Here is a 26,584-nt window from a genome sequence, read left to right as displayed (position 1 = left end):
CGTGCCTCTGAACGGGATATTTAGGAGTCTTTCATGGCCGTTGCCCTCAGCACCCTCGTCGAAGAAGCCGACCGATACCTGACCAGTGCAAAAATTGCCGATTATTGCCCCAACGGTTTGCAGGTCGAAGGCCGTCCGCAAGTGATGCGCATCGTCAGCGGCGTCACGGCGAGCCAGGCGTTGCTCGATGCCGCCGTCGAGGCCGAGGCCGATCTGGTGCTGGTGCACCACGGTTACTTCTGGAAGGGCGAAAATCCCTGCGTGACGGGCATGAAGCAGCGTCGTTTGAAGACGTTGCTCAAGCACGACATCAGCCTGCTCGCCTATCACTTGCCGCTGGATCTGCACCCGGATGTCGGCAACAACGTACAGCTGGCGCGTCAGCTGGACATCACTGTTGAAGGGCCGCTGGATCCGGACAATCTGAAAATAGTCGGGCTTGTCGGCTCACTGAACGAGCAAATGACCCCGCGCGATTTCGCCCGCAAGGTCCAGGAAGTGACGGGCCGTGAACCGCTGCTGGTTGAAGGCAGCGGGATGATCCGTCGGGTGGGCTGGTGCACTGGCGGTGGTCAGGGCTACATCGATCACGGCGTGGCGGCAGGTGTCGATCTGTTTCTCAGCGGTGAAGCTTCCGAGCAGACATTCCACAGTGCTCGTGAAAACGACATCAGCTTTATCGCCGCCGGCCACCATGCCACCGAGCGTTACGGCGTGCAGGCTCTCGGGGACTATCTGGCAAAACGCTTCGCCCTCGAGCACATCTTCATCGACTGCCCGAATCCCGTTTGACGACACCTCCACCTCTGTAGGAGCTGCCCAAACGAGTGGGCATATTCATATGTCCTTTCGTTCTAGTTGGCGTCCTGATTAGAAGAGGTCGCTGTGCTAGGATTCCCCGCTCGAACACGGCCCGCTGGCCGTTCATAAGAAAGCTTTCGTGAGTAGCCATGGTCGACAAACTGACGCATCTGAAACAGCTGGAGGCGGAAAGCATCCACATCATCCGCGAGGTGGCCGCCGAGTTCGATAACCCGGTGATGCTGTACTCCATCGGTAAAGACTCCGCCGTGATGCTGCACCTGGCACGCAAGGCGTTCTTCCCGGGCAAACTGCCGTTTCCGGTGATGCACGTCGACACCCGCTGGAAATTCCAGGAAATGTACAAGTTCCGCGACAAGATGGTCGAAGAGCTTGGCCTGGACCTGATCACGCACATCAACCCGGATGGCGTGGCGCAGGACATCAACCCGTTCACCCACGGCAGCGCCAAGCACACCGACATCATGAAAACCGAGGGCCTGAAACAGGCGCTCGACAAGCATGGTTTCGACGCAGCGTTCGGCGGCGCCCGTCGCGATGAAGAGAAGTCCCGCGCCAAAGAGCGCGTGTATTCGTTCCGCGACAGCAAGCACCGCTGGGATCCAAAAAATCAGCGCCCGGAGCTGTGGAACGTCTACAACGGCAAGGTCAACAAGGGCGAATCCATTCGTGTGTTCCCGTTGTCGAACTGGACCGAGCTGGACATCTGGCAGTACATCTACCTCGAAGGCATCCCGATTGTGCCGCTGTACTTCGCCGCCGAGCGTGAAGTGATCGAGAAGAACGGTACGCTGATCATGATCGACGACGAGCGCATCCTCGAGCACCTGTCCCACGAAGACAAAGCGCGCATCGTCAAAAAGAAAGTGCGTTTCCGTACCCTTGGTTGCTACCCGTTGACGGGCGCGGTGGAGTCCGAGGCCGAGAGCCTCACGGACATCATTCAAGAGATGCTCCTGACGCGAACTTCCGAGCGCCAGGGCCGGGTCATCGACCACGATGGCGCAGGCTCCATGGAAGACAAAAAACGTCAGGGTTATTTCTAAGGGGTTGTCATGTCGCACGTATCTGATTTGATCAGCGAGGACATCCTCGCCTACCTGGGCCAGCACGAACGTAAAGAGCTGCTGCGCTTTTTGACCTGCGGTAACGTCGATGACGGCAAGAGCACCCTGATCGGGCGCCTGCTGCACGACTCCAAAATGATCTACGAAGATCATCTGGAAGCCATCACTCGCGATTCGAAGAAAGTCGGCACCACGGGCGATGACATCGACTTGGCTTTGCTGGTCGACGGCCTGCAGGCCGAGCGTGAGCAGGGCATCACCATCGATGTCGCCTACCGCTATTTCTCCACTGCCAAGCGCAAATTCATCATCGCCGACACCCCCGGCCATGAGCAGTACACCCGCAACATGGCCACCGGTGCGTCCACCTGTGACCTGGCGATCATCCTCGTCGACGCCCGTTACGGTGTGCAAACCCAGACCCGTCGCCACAGCTTCATCGCGTCCTTGCTGGGCATCAAACACATTGTTGTCGCCATCAACAAGATGGACCTCAAGGACTTCGACGAAGGTGTGTTTGAGTCGATCAAGGCTGATTACCTGAAGTTCGCCGAAGGCTTGAAGATGAAGCCGACCAGCATGCACTTTGTGCCGATGTCTGCCCTGAAAGGCGACAACGTGGTGAACAAGTCCGAGCGCTCGCCGTGGTACACCGGTCAGTCGCTGATGGAAATTCTTGAAACCGTGGAAGTGGCGGGTGACCGCAACTTCACCGATCTGCGATTCCCGGTGCAGTACGTCAACCGTCCGAACCTGAACTTCCGCGGTTTCGCCGGTACCCTCGCCAGCGGCATCGTCAAGAAGGGTGACGAGGTCGTGGTGCTGCCGTCGGGCAAGAGCAGCCGCGTGAAATCCATTGTCACTTTCGAAGGTGAACTGGAGCATGCGGGTCCTGGCCAAGCGGTGACGCTGACCATGGAAGACGAAATCGACATCTCCCGCGGCGATCTGTTGGTGCATGCCGACAACGTGCCGCCGGTGACCGACAGCTTTGAAGCGATGCTGGTGTGGATGGCTGAAGAGCCGATGCTGCCAGGCAAGAAGTACGACATCAAACGGGCGACCAGTTACGTGCCGGGCTCGATTGCCAGCATCATCAACAAGGTCGACGTGAACACGTTGGAAGAAGGCCCGGCGAGCGCTTTGCAGCTCAACGAAATCGGCAAGGTCAGGATCGCGCTTGATGCGCCGATTGCCCTCGACGGTTACGAAAGCAACCGCACCACCGGCGCGTTCATCATCATCGACCGCTTGACCAACGGCACCGTTGGCGCTGGCATGATCGTCGCTCAGCCTGTTTCGCATGGCACCACGACACACCACGGCAAACTGGCGCATGTGGCGACTGAAGAACGTGCGCAGCGCTTTGGTCAGCAACCGGCCACCGTGTTGTTCAGCGGTCTGTCGGGCGCGGGCAAGAGCACGCTGGCTTATGCGGTTGAACGCAAGTTGTTCGATATGGGACGAGCGGTGTTTGTACTCGACGGCCAGAATCTGCGTCAGGATCTGAACAAAGGTCTGCCACAGGATCGTGCTGGTCGTACCGAGAACTGGCGCCGTGCCGCGCACGTTGCCCGTCAATTCAACGAAGCCGGTCTGTTGACGTTGGCGTCGTTTGTGGCGCCGAGTGCCGAAGGTCGTGAGCAGGCCAAGGAACTGATTGGCAAGGATCGTTTGCTGACGGTTTATGTGCAGGCTTCGCCGACGGTATGTGCAGCGCGTGATCCGCAGGGATTGTATGCGGCGGGCGGCGATAATATTCCGGGTGAGTCCTTCCCGTATGACGTGCCGTTGAATGCTGACCTGGTGATCGACACTCAGGCGCTGTCGCTGGAAGAGAGCGTCAAGCAAGTGCTGGATCTGCTGCGTCAACGTGGCGCGATCTAAGCGGTAAAGCCGCTGCAAGCTTCTGGTTTCAAGCTGCAAGAAAAACCCCGCCGATGTGCAATCATCGGCGGGCTTTTTTGTGCTTAAGATGGCTATCGCTGGCAGCTCCCACGGGGATTTCCAGCGCACACAAATATTGTGCAAGGCATAGAAACCTGTGGGAGCTGGCTTGCCAGCGAAGAGGTCAGAACAGACACCTCAAGGCTTCGCTGGGTATTCGCAGTGCATCTGTTCGAGCAGCGCGTCTTTATCCAGCCACAGCTGATTGATCCAGCCCTGAAACTGCAAACGATACTCACCGTCTTGGTCGTAGTTCTTGCCGATGAAGGTTTGCGGAATCTTCAGCTCTTCAAAGTGCACCACTACGTCTCGCACGTTGCCGCACAGCAAATCCCAGAACCCTGGGCGCCCGGCTGGGTAGTGGATGGTCACGTTGACGATCGACTCCAACTGTTCGCCCATCGCATCCAGCACGAACGCAATGCCACCAGCCTTCGGCTTGAGCAGGTATTTGAAGGGCGACTGTTGCTGTGCATGCTTGCCAGTGGTGAAGCGCGTGCCTTCGACGAAGTTGAAGATTCCCACCGGATTGTTGCGAAATTTCGCGCAGGTCTTGCGGGTGGTTTCGAGGTCTTTGCCTTTTTTCTCCGGGTGTTTTTCCAGATAGGCCTTGGAGTAGCGCTTCATGAACGGGAAGCCCAGCGCCCACCACGCCAGACCAATCACTGGCACCCAGATCAGTTCTTGCTTGAGGAAGAACTTCAGCGGCTGGATGCGACGGTTGAGTACGTATTGCAGCACCAGAATGTCGACCCAGCTCTGATGGTTGCTGGTAATCAGATAGGAGTGGTTGTAGTCCAGGCCTTGCAAGCCGCTGATGTGCCAGCGCGTGCGGCGCACCAGGTTCATCCAGCCTTTGTTATTGCTGATCCACGCTTCGTGGGTGTGGCTCATCAGCCAACCGGCGATACGCTGGGTGAAGGCGAACGGCAAGGCCTTGATCAGCGCCACGCAGAACAGGAATGAACACAGCAGAATCGTATTGAGCGCCAACAGCAGTGAGGCGATCACGCCGCGCAGCGGCGCAGGTAGGAAATCCAGCATTTACACATCCATAGGTCGGTTGGCGGCTTGAATCGCGGTGAGGGCGATGGTGTAGACGATGTCGTCGACTTGCGCGCCGCGCGGCAGGTCGTTCACCGGTTTGCGCAGGCCTTGCAGCATCGGGCCGAGGCTGACGCAGTCGGCGCTGCGCTGCACAGCTTTGTGTGTGGTGTTGCCGGTGTTCAGATCGGGGAACACAAACACAGTGGCGCGACCGGCCACCGGACTGTTCGGCGCCAGTTGCCGGGCAACCTCCGCGTTGGCGGCGGCGTCGTATTGCAGCGGGCCATCGATCAACAGCGAGTGCTGTTGTTCGTGGGCGAGCAGGGTGGCCTCGCGGACTTTCTCGACTTCCTCACCAGTGGCCGATTCGCCGCTGGAGTAACTGATCATCGCCACGCGCGGGGTGATGCCGAATGCAGCGGCCGAGTCGGCGCTTTGCAGGGCGATCTCTGCCAGTTCGGTGGCGCTCGGGTGCGGGTTCATCACGCAGTCGCCGTAGACCAGCACCTCCTCCGGGAACAGCATGAAGAACACCGACGACACCAGCGTGCAGCCCGGCGCGGTCTTGATCAGTTGCAGGGCCGGGCGGATGGTGTTGGCGGTGGTGTTGATCACGCCGGACACCAGGCCGTCGACTTCGTCCAGCGCGAGCATCATGGTGCCGATCACCACGGTGTCTTCCAGTTGCTGCTCGGCCATTGGCGCGTTGAGGCTTTTGGTCTTGCGCAGGGCAACCATCGGCTCGACGTAGCGCTCGCGGATCAGATCCGGGTCGAGAATCTCCAGCCCCGGCGGCAACACGATGCCTTGGGCGCGGGCGACCGCTTCGACGTCTTCGGGTTTGGCCAGCAACACACAACGGGCTATCCCGCGTTCCTGACAAATCGCCGCCGCTTGTACGGTGAATGGCTCGCTGCCTTCAGGCAGGACAATGCGTTTGTTGGCGGCCTGGGCGCGCTGAATCAGTTGATAACGGAACACCGCCGGCGACAGGCGCATCTCGCGCGGTGTACCGCAGCGCTGGTGCAGCCAGTTGGCGTCGAGGTGGCTGGCGACGAAATCGGTGATGATCTCCGCTCGCTCGCGGTCATCGATCGGGATTTCCTTGTTCAAGCCGTTGAGCAGGTTGGCGGTGTCGTAGGAACCCGTGCTCACCGACAACACGGGTAAACCGGCCTGCAAGGCGCCACGGCACAAGTCCATGATGCGCGGATCGGGCAGGGTGTCGCTGGTCAGCAACAGGCCGGCCAGCGGCACGCCGTTGATCGCCGCGAGGCTGACCGCAAGGATGATGTCGTCGCGATCCCCCGGCGTTACCACCAGCACGCCGGGTTTGAGCAGCTCGACGGTGTTGCGCATGGTGCGTGCGCAAATGATGATTTTGGTCATCCGCCGGGTTTCATAGTCGCCGGCGTTGAGCACTTGTGCGCCCATCAGGTCGGCGACATCGCGGGTCCGCGGTGCATTGAGTTCAGGTTGGAACGGGATGCAGCCGAGCAGACGGAAATCACCGCTGCGCAGTAATGGCGAATGTTCTTTCAGACGCGAAGCAAACGCTTCCATGCTCTCGTCGGTCTTGACCTTGTTGAGGATCACGCCGAGGACTTTCGGGTCCTTCGGCCCCCCGAACAATTGCGCCTGCAATTCGACGCGGCCGGAGAGTTCGGCGAGCACTTCGTTTTCCGGCGCCGAGACCAGAATCACTTCGGCGTCCAGACTTTTCGCCAGGTGCAGGTTGACCCGTGCGGCGTAACTGGCGCTGCGGGTCGGCACCATGCCTTCAACCACCAGCACGTCCTTGCCGACGGCTGCCTGTTGATACAGGGTGATGATTTCTTCGAGCAGCTCATCGAGCTGGCCATCGCCCAGCATCCGCTCGACATGGGCCAGGCCCAACGGCTGTGGTGGTTTCAGGCCGTGGGTGCGCGCCATCAGTTCGGTGGAGCGCTCAGGGCCAGTGTCGCCCGGATGCGGTTGGGCGATCGGTTTGAAGAAACCGACTTTCAGCCCGGCCCGCTCCAGCGTACGCACCAGCCCGAGGCTGATGGAGGTCAGACCCACACCAAAATCGGTGGGTGCGATAAAAAAAGTTTGCATGCGAATTCTCTAAGGGTGCATGGCAATGGTGGCGATCTATACGTGACGGCCTACCGAAATTCAGGCGCCAAGGTTATCGCTAACCGAGCCTTGAGCGCACCAACCGCAGGCAAAGGGTTGGCCTATTTTTTCAATACGTTGCGCCGGGTCCAGCACCCACGCCCGCGATTGCCACGGTGGCTGGTGACGCAGGTGCTGAGTGTGGCCACAGGAAAGCTCGGCCACCCAGTGACAGTCCTCGTCCTGATGAAAGCCGGTAATCGTCGAATTCCGTTTGTCCGGGTTGTGTTCGCTTTCGCGCGTTTGCTTCGCTAAACTTGGTCTTTCTATATTCTTCTGCAAAAGGTCTCGCCCCATGCTGATCGCCGCCAATAAGGCTGTCTCCATCGACTATACCCTGACCAACGACGCTGGTGAGGTCATCGACAGCTCCGCCGGCGGCGCTCCGCTGGTCTACCTGCAAGGCGCAGGCAACATCATCCCGGGCCTGGAAAAAGCCCTGGATGGCAAAGCTGTTGGTGACGAACTGGAAGTTTCCGTTGAACCGGAAGACGCTTACGGCGAATACGCTGCCGAACTGGTCAGCACCCTGAGCCGCAGCATGTTCGAAGGCGTTGACGAGCTGGAAGTTGGCATGCAGTTCCACGCTTCGGCGCCGGACGGCCAGATGCAAATCGTCACCATCCGTGACCTGGACGGCGACGACGTCACTGTCGACGGCAACCACCCATTGGCCGGTCAGCGCCTGAACTTCAAAGTGAAGATCGTCGCTATTCGTGACGCCAGTCAGGAAGAAATCGCTCATGGTCACGTCCATGGCGAAGGTGGCCATCAGCACTGATTTTCTGCGCTAAGCTTCGAGTACTGGAGAGGCGCCTGCGGGCGCCTTTTTTAGTCCGCGGCTGTCCTTGGTGGTCTCGCCAAGTGGCTGTTTCGAGTAGAACACGGGAATCTGGAGTTCGTCATGAGTGCTTTTCACGACCTTAAGTTGACTGCCCTGGATGGTCAGGAGCTACCGCTGGCGCCCTTCAAGGGCCAAGTCGTGCTGGTGGTCAACGTCGCCTCCAAATGCGGGTTGACCCCACAGTACGCGGCGCTGGAAAACCTCTACCAGCAATTCAAGGGTAAAGGCTTCAGTGTATTGGGCCTGCCGTGCAACCAGTTTGCCGGTCAAGAGCCAGGCACCGAACAGGAAATCCAGGATTTCTGCAGCCTCAACTACGGCGTGACGTTCCCTTTGTCGAGCAAGCTCGAAGTCAATGGTCACGAGCGTCATCAGCTCTATCGGCTGCTGGCGGGCGAGGGCGCGGAGTTTCCCGGTGACATCACCTGGAATTTCGAGAAGTTCCTGCTTGGCAAGGACGGTCGCGTGCTGGCCCGGTTCTCGCCGCGCACGGCGCCGGATGATCCGACCGTGATTGCTGCAATCGAGAAAGCGCTGGGCTAACCCATCAAGATCAGGAGATCGCACTCTTCGGCAGCCCCTGCAAGGGACTGCTGAGGCTGCGATCTTTTCGTTTCTAACCCTTAATCATTCAGATCAATAGTGCTGTTCAAGGCGTTCGCCGATCAATATTATCGTCGTCATAAAGTCATTCCCTGCGGAGTCTTCCCATGCCGGTTCAAGCCCTGTTCAAACCGTTCCACCTCGGCACTCTCGAACTGCCGACCCGTGTAGTCATGGCACCGATGACCCGTTCGTTTTCTCCGGGTGGCGTGCCGAACTCCAAAGTCATCGAGTACTACCGTCGCCGCGCTGCTGCTGGCGTCGGCCTGATCATCACTGAAGGCACCACCGTCGGCCATATTGCGTCCAACGGTTACCCGAATGTGCCGCAGTTCTTTGGTGAAGCACCCTTGGCCGGTTGGAAAAAAGTCGTCGACGCGGTACATGCCGAGGGCGGCAAGATCGTTCCGCAGCTGTGGCACGTCGGTAGCGTGCGCCGCATCGGCACCGAACCGGACGCCAGCGTGCCGGCTTATGGTCCGTCGGAAAAACTCAAGGACGGTCAGGTCGTAGTGCACGGCATGACCAAGCAGGACATCCAGGACGTGATCGGCGCTTTCGCCCAAGCGGCCAAGGATGCCCAGAGCATTGGCATGGACGGCGTGGAAATCCACGGCGCCCATGGTTATCTGGTCGACCAGTTCTTCTGGGAGGGCAGCAACCAGCGCACTGACGAATACGGCGGCAGTCTGGCCAACCGTTCGCGTTTTGCCATTGAGCTGATTGAGGCTGTGCGTGCAGCGGTGGGCGAAGGTTTCCCGATCATTTTCCGTTTCTCGCAATGGAAACAGCAGGATTACACCGCGCGGCTGGTGCAGACGCCGGAAGCCTTGGGTGAATTCCTCGCGCCGTTGTCCGACGCTGGCGTGGACATTTTCCACTGCTCGACGAGGCGTTTCTGGGAGCCGGAATTCGACGGCTCCGAGCTGAACCTGGCTGGCTGGACGCGCAAGCTGACCGGCAAACCGACCATCACCGTTGGCAGCGTAGGCCTGGATGGCGAGTTCCTGCAGTTCATGGTCAACACCGACAAGGTCGCAGAGCCGGCCAGCCTGGAGAACCTGCTTGAGCGTCTGAACAAAGAGGAATTCGATCTGGTCGCGGTGGGGCGCGCACTGCTGGTCGATCCGGATTGGGCACTGAAAGTGCGCGAAGGGCGTGAGCAGGACATTCTGCCGTTCAGCCGTGAGGCGTTGATGACGCTGGTTTAAGCGACGCCATTACTGACGCTATCGCTGGCAAGTCGAATCGTCGCACCGCAGCTCCCACAGGTTTATCTGGTGTTCACAAAATATGTGTTCGCTGCAGATCCCTGTGGGAGCTGGCTTGCCAGCGATGGCGGTTCCAAAGTCAGCAACGATTCACGGCAATGTCTGTGCATTAGGGACAACCTGCTCCCCAACACAAGCCCCCCGCAAATGCCCTTCAAACTGCTCGATAATCGCCGCCCACCCCTGACGGCTCGCATGCTGGCGCGCATTCAGGCGCACGCAGCGCAACGTTTCATACTTCTCCAGCAACCACGCCGCCGCATCGCAAAACGCCTCTTCATCGCCCGGCATCGCCAGCACGCCGCTGTAGCCGTGGCGAATATGCTGCGCCGCCGCTGCCTGATCGTAGGCCACCACGCCAAGCCCTGAGGCCAGCGCTTCGAGCACGACATTTCCAAAGGTTTCGGTCAGGCTCGGAAACAGAAACACATCGCCGGACGCATAGTGCGCGGCCAGCGCTTCACCGCGCTGCGACCCGCAGAAAATCGCCTCGGGCAGATCTTTCTCCAGCGCCATGCGTTGCGGCCCGTCGCCGACCACGATCAGCTTCAGAGTGCGCTGTGGATAAGTGTCGCGCAGCTTTTCAAAGCAGCGTTTGAGCAAACCGAGGTTTTTCTCTGGCGCGAGCCTTCCTACGTGAATCACCGCAATATCGCGCTCGCCCAGCCCCCATTGCTCACGCAGGGCGTTCAAGCGTTTGGCCGGGTGGAACAGCTGGCTGTCCACCCCTCGGGACAACAACGCCAGTCGTTCGAAATGCCGCCGCTCCAGTTCCAGTCGCTGACTGATACTCGGCACCAGTGTCAGCGCCGAACGATTGTGGAACCAGCGCAAATAATGCGTCAGGAGCCGCGTCAGCAAGCCGAGGCCGTACTGGCTGGTGTATTGCTGGAAATTGGTATGGAAGCCACTGACCACCGAAATCCCCAGGCGCCGCGCCGCTCGCAACGCCGACAGACCGAGCGGGCCTTCGGTGGCGATGTACAGCACGTCCGGACGCTGGCGTTTCCAGCGCCGCAGCAACTTGTGCATCGACGACTGGCCCCATTGCAATCCGGGATAGCCCGGCAGCGGCCAGCCCCGGCACAAGAGCAAGCCATCGTCTTCAGTACGCTGCGGATCGTCGGCCTGACGTGGGCGGATCAGGTCGACCCGATGTCCACGCGCGCGCAGTCCATCGCACAAGCGGCCAAGGGTGTTGGCCACGCCGTTGATTTCCGGTGGGAAAGTTTCGCTGATCAGAGTGATATGTAGAGCTGTCGTCATGACCTCAGTGTCGGCTGAGGCCATGTCGAGCTTGTGACGCTTGGATGATGGATTTGTGACGGGCTGTTGTTGTGCGCCTCAGCGCTGGGTCACGAGATTCTCGGCACCGCGCTCACGTACCCAAAACAACGTTGCCCCAGCCACCGCGGCCGGCATCATCAGAATGTTGACCACCGGAATCAGCAGCACCAGATAGACGATCCCGCCGAAACTCATGCTCTGCCAGCGCTTCTCGCGCAGCCAGGCGAGCATCTCGTTCCAGCCCAGTTTGTGGTTGTCCGCCGGGTAGTCGATGTACTGGATCGCCATCATCCACACGCCGAACAACAGCCACAGCGGCGCGGCAATGATGTTCACCACGGGGATGAACGAGAGAATGAACAGGCCGATCGCTCGAGGCAGGAAGTAGCCGAGTTTGCGCATTTCTCGGGCGAGGGTACGCGGGACCATGGCGATCAGTTCGCCCCAGCTGAAGGCCGGGAAGTCGTCGGTGCCACGCACCACCACTTCGACTTTTTCCGCGAGGAAACCGTTGAACGGCGCCGCAATGATATTGGCTAGCATGGTGAACGTGAAAAACACCATCAATGCCACCAGCACCACGAAAAGCGGCCAGAGAACGTAGCTGAGGAAACTCAGCCACTCGGGCAGCGATGGCATCAGCGTGTCGACCCACAGGCTGAACTGGTGGCCGGCCAGATAGATCAATCCGACGAACAGCACCAGGTTGATCGCCAGCGGCAGCAACACGAACAGGCGCAGGCCAGGACTGAGAACCAGTTTGAGGCCTTCGCGCAGGTATTGCGGGCCAGACAGAACAGGAACGGGCATAAGGTGCTCCGAGCAAGGGAAAACGCGCCGACCTTACCGACTTTGCACCACGTGCGAAAGCGCGGCAGAGCGATCGACATTCACTGTAACAAAGACGTCCATCTCGTCACTGTCTCGGCATAGAGACCACCTATGAGCTGGATTGTTAAACCGTATTTCCTTAATCTTGCCCCCCTCGATACGCTGCACCCAACTTTTTACAGGACTGTCGAGTTCATGCCTTCCCCAAGGTTATCCACAGTCCTTTTTTATTCCGCCGGCAGTCCGGCGTCCGCGCCAGCAATATTGGCCGGTCAACAGGAGCAGATTCATGTCTGAAGTCCGTCATTCGCGAGTGATCATTCTCGGTTCCGGCCCTGCCGGTTACAGCGCTGCGGTGTATGCCGCGCGTGCCAACCTCAAGCCACTGCTGATCACCGGCATGCAGGCTGGCGGTCAACTGACCACCACCACCGAAGTCGACAACTGGCCGGGCGACGTCCACGGTCTGACCGGTCCGGTGCTGATGGAGCGCATGCGCGAGCACGCCGAGCGTTTTGAAACCGAGATCGTTTTCGATCACATCAATGCCGTCGACTTCGCTTCCAAGCCTTACAGCCTGACCGGCGACAGCGCGACTTACACCTGCGACGCCCTGATCATCGCCACCGGTGCCAGCGCTCGTTACCTGGGCCTGCCGTCGGAAGAAGCGTTCATGGGCAAAGGCGTTTCGGCCTGCGCGACCTGCGACGGTTTCTTCTACCGCAACAAACCGGTTGCAGTGGTTGGCGGCGGTAACACCGCTGTTGAAGAGGCCCTGTACCTGGCCAACATCGCCAGCACCGTGACCCTGATCCACCGTCGCGAAACCTTCCGCGCCGAGAAGATCCTGATCGACAAGCTCAACGCTCGCGTGGCTGAAGGCAAGATCATCCTCAAGCTCAACGCCACCCTCGACGAAGTGTTGGGCGACAACATGGGCGTGACCGGTGCGCGTCTGAAGAACAATGACGGCAGCTTCGACGAAATCACCGTTGACGGCGTGTTCATCGCCATCGGCCATACCCCGAACACTTCTCTGTTCGAAGGTCAGCTGGAGTTGAAGGACGGCTATCTGATCGTGCAGGGCGGCCGTGAAGGCAACGCCACCGCCACTAACGTTGAAGGCATCTTCGCTGCCGGTGACGTGGCCGACCACGTTTACCGTCAGGCCATCACCTCGGCCGGCGCCGGTTGCATGGCGGCACTGGACACCGAGCGTTACCTGGACGGTCTGCAGAACGCTTCGTTCTAAGATCGCAGGCACAAAAAAACCGGCTTCGGCCGGTTTTTTTCTGCTCGCGATTTGTAGGCATTGCAGACTAACTGTGGGAGCGAGCTTGCTCGCGAAAGCGGTGTGCCAGTCGACAAAAAAATTGAATGTCAGACCGCATTCGCGAGCAAGCTCGCTCCCACAGTTAATGGGGCTGGTTCTGAGATCAGCGGCGGGTCAGGGGCTGGGCGGTGAATTTCACGCCGGCCAGGCCATGCTGGATCAACGCGCGAATATTGCCGTGATCACTGCCCTCAGGCGTGGCCACTACTGAGCGGTAATGCTCGCCGAACGCCAACAGCGCTTCTTCGTCACTCAAGCCTTCCAGCAGCGCCAGACCCAAGGTCTTGCACGAGCCTTCGTTTTGGCCGGCGGCGTTTTCCACGCCACCGTTGTTAAACACCTGAGGCTGGTAGTCATAACCCGCGGCGATGAAGGCCAGGGTGTCGGCGAAAGCGTGTTCGCCGCTCTTGAGGCTGGCGCGCAGGGTGTTCAGGTCACTCATGGGTTTTTCCTTTGGCGAACGCCGCTTGTTGCTCAGCGCTGGCTTCTTGCTGAAATTGGGCTTTCCACTCGGCGTACGGCATGCCGTAAACCACTTCACGGGCGTCGTCGAGGCTGACCTCGATCTGGCGCTCGTCGGCTTCGGCCTTGTACCACTTCGACAGGCAGTTGCGGCAGAACCCGGCGAGGTTCATCAGGTCGATGTTCTGCACGTCCTTGCGGCTGTCCAGGTGCGCGACTAGTCGGCGGAAGGCGGCGGCTTCGAGTTCGAGGCGTTGTTGCTCGTTCATGGGAGTCTCTGCGAGACAGCTTCAAGCGACGAGCTTCAAGCTGCAGGATGGTTGGCGGTGATACGAAGTTTACAGCTTGGCGCTTGAAGCTTGAAGCTAGCGGCTCGCTGCAAGCGTGATTGACACCGACTCGGCAAATCGTAGCGCGTGCGGCTTGTCGACTTCGACTTCGGCGTACAGCACCGATGCGTTGGTCATCACCAGATCGAGCAATTCCTGGGTCAGGCGCTCGAGCAGGGCAAAACGATTGCCCTCGACGTGGGCGATGATTGCCTTGGTGATGGTGCGGTAATTGAGCGCGTGGTCGATGTCATTGTCTCGCACCGCTTCTTGCGCGGCGTACAGGATGGTCAGGTTGATCAGCACATCCTGCTTGTTGAGGATTTCGTCCTCGTTGATCCCGATAAAGGTGCGCAAGCGCAGATCCTTGACCCGGATACGCGCCATTCCCGGCTGAAGTTGTGGCATTTACTTGCTCCGTCCAATCAATTGCAGGAACTCCTGACGGGTGTTGCTCGAGTCGCGGAAGGCGCCAAGCATGACCGAGGTGTTCATGGTCGAATTCTGTTTTTCGACACCGCGCATCATCATGCACATGTGTCTGGCCTCGATGACCACCGCAACACCGGCGGCATCGGTCACCTGTTGCACCGCATCGGCAATTTGCCGGGTGAGGTTTTCCTGAATTTGCAGGCGCCTGGCGAACATGTCCACCAGTCGAGCGATCTTCGACAGCCCCAGCACTTTGCCAGTCGGAATATAAGCCACATGGGCCTTGCCAATGAAGGGCAGCAGGTGATGTTCGCATAATGAGTACAACTCGATGTCGGCGACGATGATCATCTCGTCGCTGTCAGAGGCAAACAGCGCGCCATTGACGATCGTGTCCACGCTCTGCTCGTAGCCGTGACACAGGTATTGCATGGCCTTGGCCGCCCGCACCGGCGTATCGAGCAAACCTTCACGGTCGGGATCTTCACCGAGGCCAATGAGGATTTCACGGTAGTTTTCGGGCAGGGAGCGGGTCATCGAACATCCTCGCGGGACAGCGTTATTTGACGTGCCTTCCGCCATTGACGGTCAGGGTCGTGCCGGTGACGTAAGGGTTGTCGAGCAGGTAGCGCAGGCTCTGGTAGATCACTTCGCTGCCGGGTTCGATGCCCAGCGCGGATTTGGCCAGGGCCTTGGCGCGGTAGGCCGCGTCGTCGTCGGGATTGAACAATAGCAGGGCCGGCGCAATGCCGTTGACCTTGATCGCTGGCGCATAACGAGCGGCGAACGACAGGGTCAGGCTGTCGAGCCCGGCCTTGCTGGCGCAATAGGCGATGTGTTTGCTGCTGCCTTTGCGGGTGACATCGTCGCTGATGTGGATGATGTCGGCGGGTGTCGACTGCTTGAGCAGGTCGGCACAGTGCAGGTTGATCAGATAGGGCGCGAGCATGTGGATATTGACCATGCGGTTGAACGCTTCGGCCTCGCTGCCCGGGGTTTCCGCGAGCCAGTCGGAGGCGTTATGCACGATCGCCCGCAGGCTGTCGGTGTGGGTGTGCAGTTCGGCGATGAACGCGAGGATGCCGGCTTCGCTGGAAAAGTCCGCGTATACCCCGATGGCGCCCAGATCACGCAGCGTTTTCACCCCGGGACGAGCGCTGCGGTAGGTGAAAATGACGCTATGGCCGTCTTCGAGCAAACGCTGCGCGCAGTGCAGGCCGACGCGTTGGCCGGCGCCAGTGATCAGGATCGGGGCGGAGGTTGTAGTCATGAACGGCTCGCGTCGCGGTGGGTGCAAAAACTATAACAGCGGCGGGCCTGAAAAGATCGCAGCCTTCGCCAGCTCCTGCACTGCATCAATGTTGCAGCTGTGCAGGAGCCGTGCGGGAGCACTCGAGTGCAACGCGGCTGCGATCTTTTAGCGGTTCTGCGCAGACGGCGTAACCGGCAACGGACGCGCTGGCGTGCCGTTCAACCAATTCGCCAGCAACCGCGTCGACAACGGGATAAAGAAATAAACCATCAGCGGCGTCAGGCACGCCGTGCTGATCAACACTTTCGGCAAAAGGCTCATGTCAGCGAGCAACGGACCCACGACAAAATTGAACAACAGCGACACCGGAAAGAATGCCAGCCAGATCGCAATCGCCTGTTTCCAGCGCGGCGGGCGCTGGCCGACTACGCTTGTACCGAACCAGCCTTCGATGCCACTGACACGATGCTCTTTGGGATGGGCAAACAGATCGCTGCCACGATCCAGCCAGGCGGTACGCGAGGCCGAATGCTCCCACGCATGCAAAGTCTGTTCGTCGACAAAACGGAAGATAATCTGGAATTCGTTATCGCCAGGCGGCGGTGCGAGCACGCCGGAGCCCAGATAACCGGGGAAATCGGTGGCGAGTTGTTCGCCTTCGCGCAGCCAGGCGATCAGATCCTGATAGCGGCCATTGGCGACGCGACGCGCAACCATCAGCGTGACGGGGGAAGTAGACATTGTGTATCTCCGTATCTCGATTGCGTCACTCCGGGTAGGAGTTTCGCCTGACGCAAGGCCGGGGTGCAGGCCTGCGCTTTTCAGCAAGCAAGGATTATTCCTGATTTTTGTGTTTAAACCAGAGACTTTCGTCGCATCTCTGCACTTGAACGCAATCGGGGCATCGGGGTTAGAATGGGATCCAATTCACCAGCCCGGAAGTTGAGGCCAAATGCCTGTCATGACAGATGCGCACGCTGTTTCTCAGACATCTGTTGCGCTCCAGAGCGAGGAGCTGTTCCCTATCCGTGAAGTCGCACGGCTGACAGGGGTCAACCCTGTAACGCTGCGCGCTTGGGAACGTCGCTATGGCCTGATCCAGCCGGTGCGCACCGACAGCGGGCATCGGCTGTATTCGATGACCGAAATCGAGCGTGTTCGCAGCATCGTCGACTGGATTGATCGCGGTGTGGCGGTCAGCAAGATCGGCAAGATCCTCGCCAAGACGGAACCGCTGAAAGTCCTCGCGCACATCATTCCCGATGAACTGGTGCAAGCCGACTATCTGCAATGGCAGGTGCAACTCCAGCAAGCGATCAGCGCTTTCGATGATCAGCTACTGGACCGGGTCTACGGGCAGATCTTTTCTTCTTATGCGTTGCCCGTCGTGTTTCAAGACATCCTGATGCCGTTGTGGCTGCAATTGTTGCACCGCCAGGATGGCTTCGGGCAGACCAGCGAATGGCTGTTCTTCGACGGATTTCTTCGGGCGCGTGTGTTGCATCGGATCATCACCCTGCGTGGCTCGCAACCGCGACGGGTGATCGTCAGTGCACTGGCCGGGCAATGCCGGGAGCTTGAGTTGCTGGTGGCGGCGCTGTTTCTGAGTGGCAATGACTCCGGCGTTCGGGTGTTGACCACCGGCCAGCCGCTCGATGAGCTGACCCTCGTTTGCGAGAAGACCAAACCCGACGCACTGGTGCTGTTTTCCAATCACGCCCCGAGTGCCGATTTGCCCCGGCTTCTGAATCGACTCGCCTTGAGTCTTGATTGTCAGCTGATGCTCGCTGGCGATGCGTCTGATCTGGCGCAAGAGAGTCTGGCCGGATCATCTGTGGCTTGCCTGGGCAATGAAGGGGCGAACATGCGTCTGCGCATGACGCAGTTTCTGGCGGGGAAGCTAGATACCTGAGAATCAGGTGTGCAAGGCAGGGTGTGTCAAACGATGTTGCTGCAGGATGAATTGTCGAAGACGTTCGGTTTCGTCGCTGTCTGTCTGGCTGAGTTCGTAGGCGTAGAAACCACTTTCGGTTTCGCGCTCGAAACTGCCGCGCAATGCGATCCGCTCATAACCCGAGGGGCTGAACCACAGCGCGAAGTGCTTGGGCGGTTTGGTCTTGTTGCGCACTTCCAGCAGTACACCTTTATGTGACACCTCGTGAACCCACAGCGTGCCTGCCTGGCCTTTGGCATTTTCCAGCGCCACCGGCTCTTCAAGTGCCAGCCGCCATGGACGAACCATCGGGCCATCTTCGTAGATGCTTGGCACACCGAGGCGCAAGTGCAGCGCATGAAACTCGTCTTCCACCAGATGCAGCGGAAACGTCATTTGCTGGTTTTCGAAGTTGGCCTGAATAGTCACTTGCTCGTGAGCGGCCAGACGCGTGAGCAAATCACGGATCTGCGAACCGCCGTTAACCAGCAGACTCGACGTCGCATCCCGCACATTGAGTTGCGGGTTGTGCTGCATGGTCTGGATAAAATCCAGCTCATCCTGGGTCAGGAGTGCATCGCGTTGCATGGCTAACTCGAAAGGAATAGTTACAAAGTCATTGGTGATTGTAGTTAATGACAACCAGTTCGATGGTTTGTTTTAACCGTTTGTCGCTTTCAACGCGGCGAGTTCTGCTTCCAGGGCAGCGACCTTGGCTTCGAGCTGCGCGACACGTTGCTGAGCCCTGACCTGAATCGTCACATCCTTTTGCACGCCGATGAAATACGTCTGCCCGTCTTCGGCATTTTTTACCGTTGAAAGCGACAATTCACTCCAGAACGGCGTGCCGTCCTTGCGGTAGTTGCGCAACACCTCCCGGCACGTGCCGTTGGTACGCAATGCTTCGCGGATGAGCCCCAGGCTCTCCTGGTCACGGTCTCCGGCCTGCAGAAAACGGCAATCCTGGTAGAGGGATTCTTCGCTGGTGTAACCGGTCATGCGTTCGAAGGCCGGGTTGACGTAAATCAGGATGTTGTCCTCCTCGCCCTCCCTTTCCGCGACCGTAATCCCGTCGTTCGACGCGTTGATCATCATTTGCAGCAAACTGGCGCTGATCATCCCGTGACTCCTCTCAGAGCTGTCAGTGGCACGCATTCTAGAAGATCGGCGGTGCCTGTCCATAGACGATCAGCGCTCATTGAGAGCGAATCGCAACTTCAGGGCTGAGGCTGTTACTATCGCCGCTCTTTTTTTCAGCTTCAGGATCAGATTGATGAAAGTCGCCATCCTCTCCGGTTCGGTCTACGGCACCGCCGAAGAAGTCGCCCGCCACGCCCAGAATCTGCTGAAAGCCGCTGGCTTTGAAACCTTCTACAGCTCGCGCGCCAGTCTGGCCGAGGTTCAGGCTTTCGCGCCTGAAGCGTTTCTCGCCGTGACCTCGACCACCGGCATGGGCGAGTTGCCGGACAACCTGCAACCGTTGTATTCGATGATCCGCGATCAACTGCCGGCCGCCTGGCGCGGTTTGCCCGGTGCGGTGATTGCGTTGGGCGATGCCAGTTACGGCGACACCTTCTGCGGTGGCGGTGAGCAAATGCGCGAACTGTTTTTCAGCGAGCTCGGCCTGCGTGAAGTGCAAGAGATGCTGCGCCTCGATGCCAGCGAAAGCGTCACCCCGGAAACCGACGCCGAGCCGTGGCTGGCGGATCTGATCGGCGCGCTCAAGGACTGATCGCCCGCTCGCGCAGCAGCGCCAGCCAGGCCTGCGCGGCCTTCGACAGATAGGCGCCGTGGCGCCAGATGAAGGCGATGTCCCAGCGCAAATAATCCGGCGCTCGCAAGGCCAGGCGTACGACGCCTGGTCGCACCAGACCGCGCGCCACGACGCTGGGCAACAGCACCACGCCTTGCCCGGCGGCGACCAGCGCCGCGAGAAAATCCGCCTGACCGCTGCGCCCGCCTTCCCTGGGCGTAAAGCCCATTTGCTGACACGCCTGGAGCAAGCGGTCATTGAGCACGAAGCTGCGTTGATAGAGCAGGAACGGCGTGTCGGCCAACTCCTCCAGCCCGATCTCACCCCGATTCGCCAGTGGATGATCCACCGGCAGCAGGGCATCGAGTTTTTCGTCGCAAAACGGCTGACAGTCGAACTGCGCATCTTTCGGCATCAGGCTGCCGCCCAACTCCAGTTCGCCACTCAACACCGCTTGCTCGATGTTGCGACTGCCGCCCTCAAGCAACTGAATGCTGATGTTCGGATAGCGCCGTCGGTATTCGGCGAATGCTCCGGCGAACAGCGCATCACTGCCCAGCAACGGCAAACCGAGGCGCAGTTCCCCACGCGCCAGCTGACTCAGGTCATCCAGTTCACTGAGCAACTCATTACGCAGGCGCAGCATGCCTTCGGCGCGTTGCAATACCACGCTGCCGGCGGCCGTCAGGCGCAGTTGTGAGCCAAGGCGTTCAAGCAATGGCGTGCCAATGCTTTGCTCCAGTTGTGCGACTTGTTTGCTCACGGCCGACTGGCTGATGTGCAAGGTTTTTGCGGCTTGAGTGAAGCCGCCCTGATGCATGACTTCGACAAAACTGCGCAGCTGTTTGAATTCCATAAGTGGATTCCATTTTGGAATGGTCGTGAGTCTAACAATTCGCTTTAGGGATGGCAGAGCGCTTCGTAAAATGAGCCTCTGTCAGGAGCTGATCATGAACGCCGCTACCCTCAAGTACCTTCCCCGCCTGGTGACCGAACTCGCCGTGCTGCTCGCTCTTTACCTGCTCGGCTGTCAACTGGCGGCGTGGCTGGCCTGGCCCATTCCCGGGGGAGTGATCGGCATGGTGCTGTTGCTGCTCGCTTTTGCTTTCGGTTGGGTCAAACCGGCGGCATTGCAATTGGGCGCTGGCTTGCTGATGGCCGAGATGCTGCTGTTCTTCATTCCTGCGCTGATGAGCCTGCTCGATTACGGCACTTTGCTGCGCAATGACGGCTGGCGGATCCTGCTGGTCATTGCTGCCAGCACGTTGATGGTGATGTTGGTGACCGCGTTCACCGTGGAATTGGCCGTGCGCATGAGGCATTCCCATGAAACTTGAACTGATGCCGATGTTCTGGCTGGCCTTCACGCTGTTGGCTTACCTGTTCAGCCGCTGGATTTATCGCCGCACCGGGCGTTATCTGTTGTCGCCGCTGATTCTGGTGCCGGCGCTGCTGCTGGCGCTCGCCGTGCCGCTGCACACCGCTTACGCCGAATACTCGAGCAACACCCACTGGCTGATGCTGGTGCTCGGGCCCGTTACCGTCGCCTTCGCCGTGCCGATCTGGCAGCAGCGGCGCCTGTTGATGCGGCATTGGTCGGCGTTACTGCTGGGCATGCTGGCCGGCAGTGCTGCGTCGATCGCGACTTCGTTCGGCCTGGCCAAGGCGCTGGCGCTCGACAGTTCGGTGACGATGTCACTGGTGCCGCGCTCGATTACCACGCCGTTTGCCATGCCTATGGCGCTGGATCTGGGAGGCGTGCCGGAACTGACCGCGGTGTTCGTGATGTTCACTGGCGTGTTCGGCGCGATGCTCGGGGGCGTGCTGCTGAAGTGGCTGCCGTTGCGCAGTGCCTTGGCGCGCGGCGCGCTGTTTGGGGTCGGTGCGCACGGCGCCGGTGTCAGCCGGGCCCATGAAGTGGGCGGCGAAGAAGGCTCCGTGGCGGGGCTGGTGATGGTCTTGACTGGCTTGCTCAATCTGTTCGCCGCCCCTTTGTTGGCGTCGTTGCTCTGACATGGATCCAAGGAGTTTGCCTGGCTGACCCGTTCAGTCATCAAGCTGGCTGGCAATGCAACTACGCGATCGACTGCGCCGACTAGACTGCTGACACGAGCAGAACAATAAGAACGCAGAGGTGCACACAGTGAGCGTAGCCCCCGTCCAGTCGTCCCTTAATGTCAAAGAGCAGGTCAGCGCCGCCGAATGGCAGACCCGCGTCGATCTCGCCGCTTGCTATCGTCTGGTCGCGTCGCATGGCTGGGACGATCTGATCTTCACGCACATTTCCGCCAAGGTGCCGGGTACCGAAGATTTTCTGATCAATCCGTTCGGCCTGATGTTCCACGAAATCACCGCGTCGAGCCTGGTGAAAGTCGATCAGGCCGGCAACAAACTCATGGACAGCCCCTACGAAATCAACCCGGCCGGCTACACCATCCACAGCGCCGTGCATGAAGTGCGGCACGATGTGGTTTGCGTGCTGCATACGCACACTGCTTCGGGCGTGGCGGTGTCGGCACAAAGGCAAGGCGTGTTGCCGATCAGCCAGCAGTCGCTGTTCGTGCTGTCGAGCCTGGCGTATCACGGCTATGAGGGCGTGGCGCTGAACCATGAAGAAAAGGCGCGTTTGCAGGCCGACCTCGGCGAGAACAATTTCCTCATGCTGCACAACCACGGTCTGCTGACCTGTGGTGGCACCATCGCCGATACCTTTCTGATGATGTTCACCTTCCAGCGCGCCTGCGACATTCAGGTGATGGCCCAGACCGGCGGCGCTGAACTGATCGCCATCGAACCGCAGATTCTGGCAGGCGCCAAGGCGATGATCGCCGGCGTGACCAAAAGTGCTCAAGGCATGGGTGGCGCGCTGGCTTGGCCGGCGCTGCTGCGCAAACTCGATAAACAAGACCCCGGGTATAAACTCTAATGCCTCTTGCCGAGATTCCTCTGAGTGTCTGGCGTAAACGCAGCCAGACGTTTGTCTTTCGAGGGCAGACAATCCGTTACTGGACGACGGGGCAGGGTGAGCCGCTGCTGCTGATCCATGGTTTCCCGACCGCCAGTTGGGATTGGCATTACCTATGGCAACCACTGGCCCAGCGTTATCGAATGATCGCGTGCGACATGCTGGGTTTCGGCGATTCGGCCAAACCGGCCAATCACCGCTACAGCCTGCTTGAGCAGGCCGATCTGCAACAGGCTTTGCTCGCGCATTTGCAGGTCGAACAGCCTGTTCACATCCTCGCTCACGATTATGGCGACAGCGTCGCGCAGGAGCTGCTTGCCCGGCACTACGAAGACAAGATCGAGGTCTCCAGTTGCGTGTTCCTCAACGGCGGTCTGTTCCCGGAAACCCATCGTCCGGTATTGATGCAAAAGCTATTGCTCAGCCCACTAGGCTGGATGATCGGCCGTGCCTTTACCCGCGATGCACTGGTGAAAAGCTTTCGCCAGATTTTCGGTCCGCAGACCGGGCCGACCGAGAGCGAGCTGGACGACTTCTGGAGCCTGGTCGACAGCCATCACGGCCCGCGCATCATGCACAAGCTGATTAACTACATCCCCGAACGCCGGGTGCAGCGTGATCGTTGGGTGGCGGCGATGCAGCGCGGCGAAGTGCCGATGCGGGTGATCGATGGTGAAGTCGATCCGATCTCGGGCGCGCACATGGTCGAGCGCTACCGGGAGTTGGTTCCGGATGCCGACACCGTGCTGTTGCCGAATATTGGCCACTATCCGCAGATCGAAGCGCCGGTGCAGGTGCTCAAGCACTACCTGGCGTTTCGTGAGCGTTTTGCGCTGCCACCGCGCAAAGTGGCGTGTTCCTGACAGATCTTTTGGTCTTTAATTGCGCTGCACATCATCCCCCAGCCTTATCGCGCACCATTCAGCCCCAGCCGTGTTCGTTGTGACCGAAAGCCCGGTGCCTGACACTCGGGGGTACTGTCCTTGGCCTGCTGGAGTTGCCGCGATGAATGAGTCTGTGCGTTTCGAAGATAAAGTCGTGATTGTCACCGGAGCCGGCGGCGGCCTCGGACGGGCGCACGCTTTGCTGTTCGCCAAACAGGGCGCCAAGGTGCTGGTCAACGACCTCGGCGGCTCGACTCAGGGCGAAGGCGCCAACGCTTCTGCGGCTGATCGCGTGGTCGCGGAAATCCGTGAAGCCGGCGGCATCGCCGAAGCCAACCACGACTCGGTTACCGATGGCGACAAACTGGTGCAGAACGCGCTGGATGTTTTCGGTCGCGTCGACGTCGTGGTCAACAACGCCGGGATCCTGCGCGACAAGACCTTCCACAAAATGGACGACGCCGATTGGGATCTGGTCTACCGCGTCCACGTCGAAGGCGCCTACAAAGTCACCCGCGCCGCATGGCCGCACCTGCGCGAGCAAAACTACGGTCGAGTGATCTTCACCGCCTCGACCTCGGGCATCTACGGCAACTTCGGCCAGTCCAACTACGGCATGGCCAAGCTCGGTCTATACGGGCTGACCCGCACTTTGGCCATCGAGGGCCGCAAGAACAACATCCTCGTGAACGCCATCGCGCCAACCGGCGGCACGCGCATGACCGAAGGACTGATTCCGCCGCAAGTGTTCGAGCAACTGAAACCGGAACTGGTCAGCCCGTTGGTGGTGTACCTGGCCAGTGAGCAGTGCCAGGAGACTTCCGGGTTGTTCGAAGTCGGCGGTGGCTGGATGGGCAAGGTGCGTTGGGAGCGCAGCCTGGGCGCCGGGTTCGATCCGCGAGTGGGCTTCTCGCCCGAGGATGTAGCGGCGCACTGGCAGCAGATTTGTGATTTCGAAGGGGCGGCGCATCCGAAGGACAATATTGAAGCGCTGAAGGAAATGATGGCGAATTTGCAGAAGTATTCGCTCTGATCGCGATGGCTGTTTGACAGGGCTTGCTCGAGTCCTGTCTCCCCCGCATTGCCTCCTCTGCCTGAAAATCGATCGCCCATAAAAAAGGCCGCTGCAAACGCAGCGGCCAAGGTAAGACGTTGGATCAAGGAGCTACAAATCAACGTCAGTGAACACCGGGGCGATAAACCGACTCATCGATTCATCTGAAATCTGTCAGCAGTGGCCTGATTTGCTCAGTAGCCAAGGCTGCCTGCTTTTCGGCGAATGCCGTGGAAGCCCGCTCAGAATACGGTTTCAGCCCTGTAGGAAAAATACCGATTCCAGACATGCACTGTTACGGGGCATGCAACAGTCTGCAGCGGCTGATGTGCACCATGCGCGGCACTGATGATCCTCTATCCAGCCGATCCATGGTCGATGCAAAGCCGCGTACTGCATGGGCATTCATCCTTTCGAGCGACAGCGCGAATACCTCCTTGGTGCGCTTATCGACCCGGTCACACGGCAGTAGGGTGGGGCCTTCTGTCACTCACCGGGGAAGACGCATGACAACAAAAACAATGCGCGCCATCTTCACACCGCAGGCGCTTGCAGCCGCGGTGGCTCTGGGTTGCTGTGCCCAGGCGCACGCGGTTGCTTTTAATATCGGAGAAATCGAAGGCACGTTTGACTCGTCGTTGTCGGTCGGTGCGAGTTGGGGCATGCGCGATGCCGACAAGTCGCTGGTCGGTACGGTCAACGGTGGGTCCGGGCAATCCTCGACCGGTGATGACGGGCGTTTGAACTTCAAGAAGGGCGAGACCTTCTCGAAAATCGTCAAAGGCATTCACGACCTCGAACTCAAGTACGGCGATACCGGCGTGTTCGTGCGTGGCAAATATTGGTACGACTTCGAGCTCAAGGACGAAGACCGCGAGTTCAAGCAGATCAGCGACAGTGGCCGCAAGGAAGGCGCCAAATCATCGGGTGCGCAGATTCTCGATGCGTTCGTCTATCACAACTATTCCATCGGCGATCTGCCGGGCACCGTGCGCGCCGGTAAACAAGTGGTCAGTTGGGGCGAAAGTACGTTCATCGGCAACTCGATCAACAGCATCAACCCGATCGACGTGTCGGCATTCCGCCGCCCCGGTGCGGAGATCAAGGAAGGCTTGATTCCGGTGAACATGTTGTTCGGGTCCCAGGGCCTGACCGACCAGTTGACCATCGAAGGCTTCTATCAACTGGAGTGGGACCAGACCGTTGTCGACAACTGCGGCACGTTCTTCGGCGTCGACGTGGTGGCGGACGGCTGCACCAGCGGCTACACCGTCGGCAACCCGGCCATTGCGCCGCTGGTGCCGTTGACCACCGCGTTTGGCCAGGGCATTCAGGTCACCCGCGAAGGCGTGGTCATACCGCGTGGCGGCGACCGTGATGCGCGGGATTCCGGGCAGTGGGGCACGGCGTTGCGCTGGCTCGGCGACGACACCGAGTACGGCCTCTATTTCATGAACTACCACAGCCGCACGCCAACAGTCGGCACCACCACGGCAGGGCTTTCGACTCTGGCGGCATTGCCGGGCATGGTCGGCATCGCCAACCAGTTGGCACCCGGCAGCGGTTCGGGCCTGGCGCAAAGTGTGATGCTCGGGCGCGGTGGCTATTACCTCGAATACCCGGAAGACATTCGCTTGTACGGCGCCAGTTTCTCTACCACGCTGCCCACCGGCACCGCATGGACCGGCGAAATCAGCTACCGGCCGAACGCGCCGGTGCAAGTCAGCACCAATGACCTGACGCTGGCATTGCTCAACCCGGTTGCCGGCGGAACCGCATCGCCGTTGTCGACATCGCCTGGCGCTGACAACAAGGGCTATCGACGTAAAGAGGTCACGCAGATCCAGAGCACCCTGACGCACTTCTTCGATCAGGTTCTGGGCGCTGAACGCCTGACTGTCGTGGGTGAGGCTGCGGTTGTGCGGGTTGGTGGCCTGGAGTCGCGCAGCAACCTGCGTTATGGCCGCGATTCTGTGTACGGCCAGTACGGTTTCGGTGGCGACACTGAAGGCTTCGTCACCTCAACCTCATGGGGCTACCGCGCCCGCGCCATCCTCGATTACGCCAACGTGATCGGCGGGATCAACCTCAAACCCAACCTGTCGTGGTCGCACGACGTCGCCGGTTACGGTCCCAACGGCCTGTTCAACGAAGGCGCCAAAGCGATCAGCGTCGGCGTCGATGCCGACTACCGCAACACCTACACCGCGAGCCTCAGTTACACCGACTTTTTCGGTGGCGACTACAACGTCCTCGAAGACCGTGACTTCGTCGCTCTGAGCTTCGGCGTGAACTTCTGATCTGCCCGAGA

Annotated in this window: 29 protein-coding genes; 15 read left to right on the top strand and 14 right to left on the bottom strand. The window is 59.6% G+C overall.

The window, feature by feature from the left end:
- Positions 1–33: 33 nt before the first annotated feature.
- From AB4P91_RS00810 to cysN, 3 genes are all read left to right on the top strand, one after another.
- Positions 34–792 carry a Nif3-like dinuclear metal center hexameric protein gene (locus AB4P91_RS00810; protein ID WP_395604117.1) on the top strand — a complete coding sequence of 253 codons (759 nt, stop codon included), beginning with the start codon at positions 34–36 and terminating at the stop codon, positions 790–792.
- 158 nt (positions 793–950) lie between these two features.
- A complete protein-coding gene (cysD, locus tag AB4P91_RS00805; RefSeq protein WP_395604116.1) occupies positions 951–1,868 on the top strand; it encodes a sulfate adenylyltransferase subunit CysD in 918 nt (305 codons plus the stop codon).
- 9 nt (positions 1,869–1,877) lie between these two features.
- Positions 1,878–3,776: a sulfate adenylyltransferase subunit CysN gene (gene cysN / locus AB4P91_RS00800; protein ID WP_150595029.1), complete on the top strand. Its 1,899-nt coding sequence runs from the start codon at positions 1,878–1,880 to the stop codon at positions 3,774–3,776.
- A gap of 198 nt (positions 3,777–3,974) precedes the next feature.
- Here cysN and AB4P91_RS00795 read toward each other — a convergent pair whose 3' ends face one another.
- The 3 genes from AB4P91_RS00795 to AB4P91_RS00785 are packed head-to-tail and all read right to left on the bottom strand — an operon-like array spanning position 3,975 to position 7,367.
- Positions 3,975–4,880, bottom strand: a complete 906-nt coding sequence (locus AB4P91_RS00795; protein WP_395604115.1) for an acyltransferase — start codon at positions 4,878–4,880, stop codon at positions 3,975–3,977.
- Positions 4,881–6,980 carry a phosphate acetyltransferase gene (gene pta, locus AB4P91_RS00790; RefSeq protein WP_395604114.1) on the bottom strand — a complete coding sequence of 700 codons (2,100 nt, stop codon included), beginning with the start codon at positions 6,978–6,980 and terminating at the stop codon, positions 4,881–4,883.
- Positions 6,981–7,040: 60 nt separating this feature from the next.
- Positions 7,041–7,367 carry a DUF3565 domain-containing protein gene (locus AB4P91_RS00785; protein WP_395604113.1) on the bottom strand — a complete coding sequence of 109 codons (327 nt, stop codon included), beginning with the start codon at positions 7,365–7,367 and terminating at the stop codon, positions 7,041–7,043.
- Between AB4P91_RS00785 and AB4P91_RS00780 the strand changes: the two genes are divergently transcribed.
- The 3 genes from AB4P91_RS00780 to AB4P91_RS00770 all read left to right on the top strand — a co-directional run bounded on the left by AB4P91_RS00780 (position 7,336) and on the right by AB4P91_RS00770 (position 9,698).
- A complete protein-coding gene (locus AB4P91_RS00780) occupies positions 7,336–7,821 on the top strand; it encodes a peptidylprolyl isomerase (RefSeq protein WP_150595026.1) in 486 nt (161 codons plus the stop codon). The genes AB4P91_RS00785 and AB4P91_RS00780 overlap by 32 nt on opposite strands.
- A 123-nt stretch (positions 7,822–7,944) precedes the next feature.
- Positions 7,945–8,427 carry a glutathione peroxidase gene (locus AB4P91_RS00775; protein WP_042557689.1) on the top strand — a complete coding sequence of 161 codons (483 nt, stop codon included), beginning with the start codon at positions 7,945–7,947 and terminating at the stop codon, positions 8,425–8,427.
- 167 nt (positions 8,428–8,594) lie between these two features.
- On the top strand, positions 8,595–9,698 hold the full coding sequence (locus tag AB4P91_RS00770; protein WP_395604112.1) for an NADH:flavin oxidoreductase: 1,104 nt from the start codon (positions 8,595–8,597) through the stop codon (positions 9,696–9,698).
- Positions 9,699–9,848: 150 nt separating this feature from the next.
- Here the strand turns inward: AB4P91_RS00770 and AB4P91_RS00765 are convergent, their stop codons facing one another.
- Both AB4P91_RS00765 and cysZ read right to left on the bottom strand, forming a co-directional pair.
- Positions 9,849–11,048, bottom strand: a complete 1,200-nt coding sequence (locus tag AB4P91_RS00765) for a glycosyltransferase family 1 protein (RefSeq protein WP_261736749.1) — start codon at positions 11,046–11,048, stop codon at positions 9,849–9,851.
- Positions 11,049–11,102: 54 nt separating this feature from the next.
- The gene (gene cysZ, locus AB4P91_RS00760) at positions 11,103–11,855 is read right to left on the bottom strand and encodes a sulfate transporter CysZ (protein ID WP_395604111.1); all 753 of its coding nucleotides are present in this window, start codon (positions 11,853–11,855) and stop codon (positions 11,103–11,105) included.
- A 310-nt stretch (positions 11,856–12,165) separates the two neighbouring features.
- On the opposite strand from cysZ, the gene trxB reads away from it, so the two are divergent.
- Entirely contained in the window at positions 12,166–13,128 is a 963-nt protein-coding gene (gene trxB, locus AB4P91_RS00755; RefSeq protein WP_150595022.1) for a thioredoxin-disulfide reductase, read from the top strand.
- A gap of 184 nt (positions 13,129–13,312) precedes the next feature.
- On the opposite strand, the gene AB4P91_RS00750 is transcribed toward trxB, so the two are convergent.
- From AB4P91_RS00750 to AB4P91_RS00725, 6 genes are all read right to left on the bottom strand, one after another.
- Positions 13,313–13,651, bottom strand: coding sequence for a HopJ type III effector protein (locus AB4P91_RS00750; RefSeq protein ID WP_395604110.1), 339 nt, complete (start codon positions 13,649–13,651; stop codon positions 13,313–13,315).
- Positions 13,644–13,940: a DUF1244 domain-containing protein gene (locus AB4P91_RS00745; protein ID WP_042557694.1), complete on the bottom strand. Its 297-nt coding sequence runs from the start codon at positions 13,938–13,940 to the stop codon at positions 13,644–13,646. The genes AB4P91_RS00750 and AB4P91_RS00745 overlap by 8 nt, the downstream gene beginning before the upstream one ends.
- A 96-nt stretch (positions 13,941–14,036) precedes the next feature.
- Positions 14,037–14,408: a dihydroneopterin triphosphate 2'-epimerase gene (folX, locus tag AB4P91_RS00740; RefSeq protein ID WP_016771653.1), complete on the bottom strand. Its 372-nt coding sequence runs from the start codon at positions 14,406–14,408 to the stop codon at positions 14,037–14,039.
- Positions 14,409–14,969: a GTP cyclohydrolase I FolE gene (folE, locus tag AB4P91_RS00735; RefSeq protein ID WP_150688531.1), complete on the bottom strand. Its 561-nt coding sequence runs from the start codon at positions 14,967–14,969 to the stop codon at positions 14,409–14,411.
- Positions 14,970–14,991: 22 nt separating this feature from the next.
- Complete coding sequence (gene folM / locus AB4P91_RS00730) at positions 14,992–15,702, bottom strand: dihydromonapterin reductase (protein WP_395604109.1); 711 nt, start codon at positions 15,700–15,702, stop codon at positions 14,992–14,994.
- Between the two features lie 147 nt (positions 15,703–15,849).
- Positions 15,850–16,425, bottom strand: coding sequence for an antibiotic biosynthesis monooxygenase (locus AB4P91_RS00725; RefSeq protein WP_150596530.1), 576 nt, complete (start codon positions 16,423–16,425; stop codon positions 15,850–15,852).
- A 211-nt stretch (positions 16,426–16,636) separates the two neighbouring features.
- Here AB4P91_RS00725 and AB4P91_RS00720 point away from each other — a divergent pair, with 211 nt between their 5' ends.
- Positions 16,637–17,596, top strand: a complete 960-nt coding sequence (locus AB4P91_RS00720) for a MerR family transcriptional regulator (protein ID WP_150595018.1) — start codon at positions 16,637–16,639, stop codon at positions 17,594–17,596.
- 3 nt (positions 17,597–17,599) lie between these two features.
- Here the strand turns inward: AB4P91_RS00720 and AB4P91_RS00715 are convergent, their stop codons facing one another.
- Both AB4P91_RS00715 and AB4P91_RS00710 read right to left on the bottom strand, forming a co-directional pair.
- The gene (locus AB4P91_RS00715; RefSeq protein ID WP_042557699.1) at positions 17,600–18,205 is read right to left on the bottom strand and encodes a hypothetical protein; all 606 of its coding nucleotides are present in this window, start codon (positions 18,203–18,205) and stop codon (positions 17,600–17,602) included.
- Between the two features lie 72 nt (positions 18,206–18,277).
- A complete protein-coding gene (locus AB4P91_RS00710) occupies positions 18,278–18,736 on the bottom strand; it encodes a PAS domain-containing protein (RefSeq protein WP_150595017.1) in 459 nt (152 codons plus the stop codon).
- 154 nt (positions 18,737–18,890) lie between these two features.
- On the opposite strand from AB4P91_RS00710, the gene AB4P91_RS00705 reads away from it, so the two are divergent.
- Positions 18,891–19,349: a flavodoxin gene (locus AB4P91_RS00705; RefSeq protein WP_150595016.1), complete on the top strand. Its 459-nt coding sequence runs from the start codon at positions 18,891–18,893 to the stop codon at positions 19,347–19,349.
- Here AB4P91_RS00705 and AB4P91_RS00700 read toward each other — a convergent pair.
- A complete protein-coding gene (locus AB4P91_RS00700; protein ID WP_150595015.1) occupies positions 19,339–20,226 on the bottom strand; it encodes a LysR family transcriptional regulator in 888 nt (295 codons plus the stop codon). The two genes, AB4P91_RS00705 and AB4P91_RS00700, sit on opposite strands and share 11 nt — an antisense overlap.
- A 94-nt stretch (positions 20,227–20,320) precedes the next feature.
- On the opposite strand from AB4P91_RS00700, the gene AB4P91_RS00695 reads away from it, so the two are divergent.
- From AB4P91_RS00695 to AB4P91_RS00670, 6 genes are all read left to right on the top strand, one after another.
- Entirely contained in the window at positions 20,321–20,707 is a 387-nt protein-coding gene (locus AB4P91_RS00695) for a CidA/LrgA family protein (RefSeq protein WP_150595014.1), read from the top strand.
- Positions 20,697–21,383, top strand: a complete 687-nt coding sequence (locus AB4P91_RS00690) for an LrgB family protein (protein WP_150596533.1) — start codon at positions 20,697–20,699, stop codon at positions 21,381–21,383. Before AB4P91_RS00695 ends, AB4P91_RS00690 begins: the two co-directional genes overlap by 11 nt.
- A 130-nt stretch (positions 21,384–21,513) precedes the next feature.
- On the top strand, positions 21,514–22,296 hold the full coding sequence (locus AB4P91_RS00685) for a class II aldolase/adducin family protein (RefSeq protein ID WP_150595012.1): 783 nt from the start codon (positions 21,514–21,516) through the stop codon (positions 22,294–22,296).
- Positions 22,296–23,198: an alpha/beta fold hydrolase gene (locus AB4P91_RS00680; protein WP_395604108.1), complete on the top strand. Its 903-nt coding sequence runs from the start codon at positions 22,296–22,298 to the stop codon at positions 23,196–23,198. The genes AB4P91_RS00685 and AB4P91_RS00680 overlap by 1 nt, the downstream gene beginning before the upstream one ends.
- A gap of 142 nt (positions 23,199–23,340) precedes the next feature.
- The gene (locus tag AB4P91_RS00675; protein WP_115147443.1) at positions 23,341–24,252 is read left to right on the top strand and encodes an SDR family oxidoreductase; all 912 of its coding nucleotides are present in this window, start codon (positions 23,341–23,343) and stop codon (positions 24,250–24,252) included.
- 527 nt (positions 24,253–24,779) lie between these two features.
- Entirely contained in the window at positions 24,780–26,573 is a 1,794-nt protein-coding gene (locus AB4P91_RS00670; RefSeq protein WP_395604107.1) for a DUF1302 domain-containing protein, read from the top strand.
- Positions 26,574–26,584: the final 11 nt, after the last annotated feature.

Origin of the sequence: Pseudomonas sp. B21128 (genome assembly GCF_044218865.1) — a bacterium.
In the GTDB taxonomy this organism is placed as follows: Bacteria; Pseudomonadota; Gammaproteobacteria; order Pseudomonadales; family Pseudomonadaceae; genus Aquipseudomonas; species Aquipseudomonas iridis.
Note: the sequence above shows the minus strand (reverse complement) of the source record. Positions and strands in the feature narration are given on the sequence as shown.